Origin of the sequence: Chitinophaga sp. (genome assembly GCF_036569125.1) — a bacterium.
Lineage (GTDB): Bacteria > Bacteroidota > Bacteroidia > Chitinophagales > Chitinophagaceae > Chitinophaga.
The window spans coordinates 1-3,449 of record NZ_DATCRF010000099.1 but is presented as its reverse complement, the minus strand read 5'-3'; the positions used below and the strand labels follow the sequence as shown (position 1 = coordinate 3,449).

The 3,449-nt window shown below is 47.7% G+C and carries 3 protein-coding genes; 1 reads left to right on the top strand and 2 read right to left on the bottom strand.

The features are described 5' to 3' along the window. Nucleotides 1–69 precede the first annotated feature (69 nt). Complete coding sequence (locus tag VIM87_RS03500) at nucleotides 70–1,233, bottom strand: zinc-dependent alcohol dehydrogenase (protein ID WP_331995626.1); 1,164 nt, start codon at nucleotides 1,231–1,233, stop codon at nucleotides 70–72. Nucleotides 1,234–1,434: 201 nt separating this feature from the next. Further along, entirely contained in the window at nucleotides 1,435–2,418 is a 984-nt protein-coding gene (locus VIM87_RS03495) for an App1 family protein (protein WP_331995625.1), read from the bottom strand. Nucleotides 2,419–2,442: 24 nt separating this feature from the next. On the opposite strand from VIM87_RS03495, the gene VIM87_RS03490 reads away from it, so the two are divergent. Continuing rightward, nucleotides 2,443–3,324 (top strand): diacylglycerol/lipid kinase family protein, encoded by an 882-nt coding sequence (locus tag VIM87_RS03490; RefSeq protein WP_331995624.1) that lies wholly within the window; start codon nucleotides 2,443–2,445, stop codon nucleotides 3,322–3,324. The last annotated feature ends 125 nt before the right edge of the window (nucleotides 3,325–3,449 follow it).

Here is a 3,449-nt window from a genome sequence, read left to right as displayed (position 1 = left end):
GCGCCGTATTATTTACACACCGGCCAAATGGAAACAGCCCGCTGAGCGTAAAAAGCGCGCCTGATGCCGTTAAGGTTTCAGCACTACCTTTACACAGCCGTCTTCCTTTTTATTGAAAATATCATACATGTTCGCAGCCTCCGTTAACGGAACGGTATGCGTAATAATATCATCCAGGGTAACCTTTTCCTGCACCACCAGCTCAATAAGCTCATCCAGCCAGCGCTGCACCCAGGCCTGCCCGCCCATGAGGCGAATGCTTTTTTCAAACCACTGGTATAAAGGAAAGTTATCGTAGGGCGATCCATACACTCCTACTACGGATACGCGCCCGCCTCTGCGCACCGTATCAAAACATTGCTTTAATGCATTTATGCTGCCCTTTTCCATTTGCAGCACATTCACGGCTTTTTCAAGGACGCTTCTGTGCGCTTCCATTCCCACTGCATCAATGCACACATCGGCGCCATAGCCACCGGTCATTTCCCGCACTGCTTCTGCAATATCTACCTCGGTGTAGTTCAGCACTTCTGATTGTGCGGTGTTCCTTGCTTTATCCAAACGGTAAGGCAAACGGTCTACCCCTATCACTTTTTTAGCGCCATGCAGCCAGGCCGCCTTCTGCGCCATAATACCTACCGGGCCGCATCCAAACACCACCACCACATCTCCGTTCGTTACTTCTGCCCATTCACAGGCCGCCCAGCCGGTAGAGAAAATATCCGTAAGGAAAAGTATTTTTTCATCCGGAATACCCTCAGGCACAACCCGTGGATTGTGATCGGCATACAATACCCTGGCATATTCTGCCTGCCCTCCGTTAATAGCGCCGTAAATATCCGTGTAGCCATATAAGGCAGCGCCGGCGCCTTTCATTTTAACGATCTCGCCGGAAGGCCCGTACATGGATGGATTGGAGTTTTCACAATGGGTAGGCAGCTCCATATCACAAAAATGGCAATGCCCGCAGGCGATCGGAAAAGGTACAATAATGCGGTCGCCGCGTTTTAGTTTGGTAACGCCGGAGCCGACCTCTTCTACTATACCCATAAATTCATGTCCCAGCACCATATCATGCGGCTGGGGTATCATACCATTATAGATATGGAGGTCGGAACCACAGATAGCCGTGGACGTTACACGGATAATAGCGTCGGTAGGCGCCTGTATCACAGGATCATCAACCGTATCAACGCTTACATCTTTAGGCTTGTGGAATACTAATGCTTTCATAAATTGAATGTTAAATGGTTTCTTAACAATCCCTCAATTATGAAACCTTTTTCCCGCAGGAACTGTAACGCTGAAACCGCCTCCTCCCTAACCATTTAAAAAAATGCAGCAATATTTCCCTGCGCCGAAATGCAGGCCCGGAGCATGCCTGTGGAGTTGGGTATATTTTTCCTGACACTGGGGTAACGGCGTCAGCCGGAATTACAGGATCTCCCGGGTATGTTGGATGGCTTCAGCGCTGTTAATGAATTGCAGGGTATGTACGCCGCAGGCAGCGATCTCTTTTAGCGCCTGCTGCGTTTTAAAGGAATGGCCGGCATATACATTCCGGATATAAACGGCAAGGATGCGGCCGGCATATTTTTCAGTAATGGTTTTATAAATAGCCGGATCGCTTTGAGAATTATCGCCCAGCAAAATAAACTGCTGGTTGGGAAAGCTTTCCAGTATACGCACAATGCGCAGCAGCTTGCCTTCATGTTTTGTTTTACCCGTTTTCCAGATCTCAAACCATCGTTTTATCTGGTTAAGCAGGAAAGTGCCCTCCGGCATGCTGTTTTGCTTAAATACGCTTCGCAGGTAATCATACAGGTTCCATTCGCTGCTGGAAACATAAAAAAAGGGATTGGGCATGCCCGCAGTGGTTTGCGCCAGCGCCAGCAGCTGGTAATGTTCACGGATGTCCTTAAAGACCTCCCGGGTACCGGGGTGCCGGGTAAACAATACTTTTAAGCGTTTAAAAATAGTAGCGGAATGCGATACCATAATGGTATCGTCAATATCCGATATAATGCCGTATTGCGTAATGTGCGGCACCTGTATCATCCCCTGCCCCCATGCAATGGGCTGTCCCTGCTCATTCATACATTGTACCGTTACCGTATGGCGGCCTGCCGGCACGCTCTCTATGCTTTGCCACTCAAAATGGAAAAATCCATCGGTCTCCGTGGTGCCATCTATCTGCTGCTGCTCCCACAACAGCCTCACCGGAACGCCGCCAAGCGGTTTCACGAAAAAAAGGCGCAGCAGGTTGTAGATGTTAGCCAACAGGTTGTTGCCGGTACGCAGGCCGGGTGGCTGCTTTTTAAATACATGCCCGAAAACATGAAGGTCATGGGCATGCCCAAAACCATGATACACCTTTACAAAAGGGGCCTGCACATTTTTTGGATACAATTTTGCCATAACTGTTGACTATAAAAAAACACTATGCCCGATCAGTCTTTAAAGCTCCTGTTCATCATTAACCCTGCTTCCGGCAGCAATGATACTGACTGGCAAAAGGAAATAGACAACTATTTTGCCAGCTTGCCGCATCAGGTCACTTATTATCAGCTTCCCGAACAGCCCAACGTAAATGAGCTAAAGGAAGTAATAAGGTCCGCCGCTGCAAACCGGGTAATAGCCGCCGGGGGCGATGGTACCGTAAAGCTGGTAGCAGAAGCGCTTATGGGCACGCAAATACCAATGGCTATACTGCCTGCCGGCTCCGCAAACGGCATGGCCACTGAGCTGGGCATACCCACTACGCCCTCAGTAGCGCTGGATATAGTTTTAAATGGTACCGGCAAAAAAATACACCTCGTAAAAGTAAATAATGAGCTTTGCATACACCTCAGCGATATTGGCTTTAACGCATTTGTAATAAAAAAGTTTGAAGCAGAAAACACCCGCGGCATGTGGGGCTATGTTAAAGCAGCCTGGAAAGTGCTCTGGAGCCATGCTTACATGAAAGTGGCCATCATGATCGATGGCCGCTATATTCAAAGAGAGGCGGCCATGGTGGTAATAGCCAATGCCACCCAATATGGTAATAAGGTTAAGATAAACCCCGAAGGCAATATTGAGGATGATCTTTTTGAAGTGGTGATCATTAAAAAGATCTCAATGGCCGAAATATTTAAAATGCGTTTTACGCATGGCGCTTTTCACCCGGAAAAAACAGAGCTGTTACAAACCAGGTCCCTTAAAATAAATTCCCATCAGAAAGTTCATTTCCAGGTAGATGGTGAGTACCTGGGTAAGGTGAATACGGTGGAGGCCAGCATTATTCCCGATGCGCTGGAAATAATAATGCCGGTAGAAGAATAATAAGCCCTCTCCCACTTTCATGTTTTATCTTATATATAAATCCTTTGCAGCAATCAAAGTATATCGAACCCTGCCTTTTTATTCCCGGATGGCACAACCTTTGCTTTTAGGGGGTTGTTATTGTT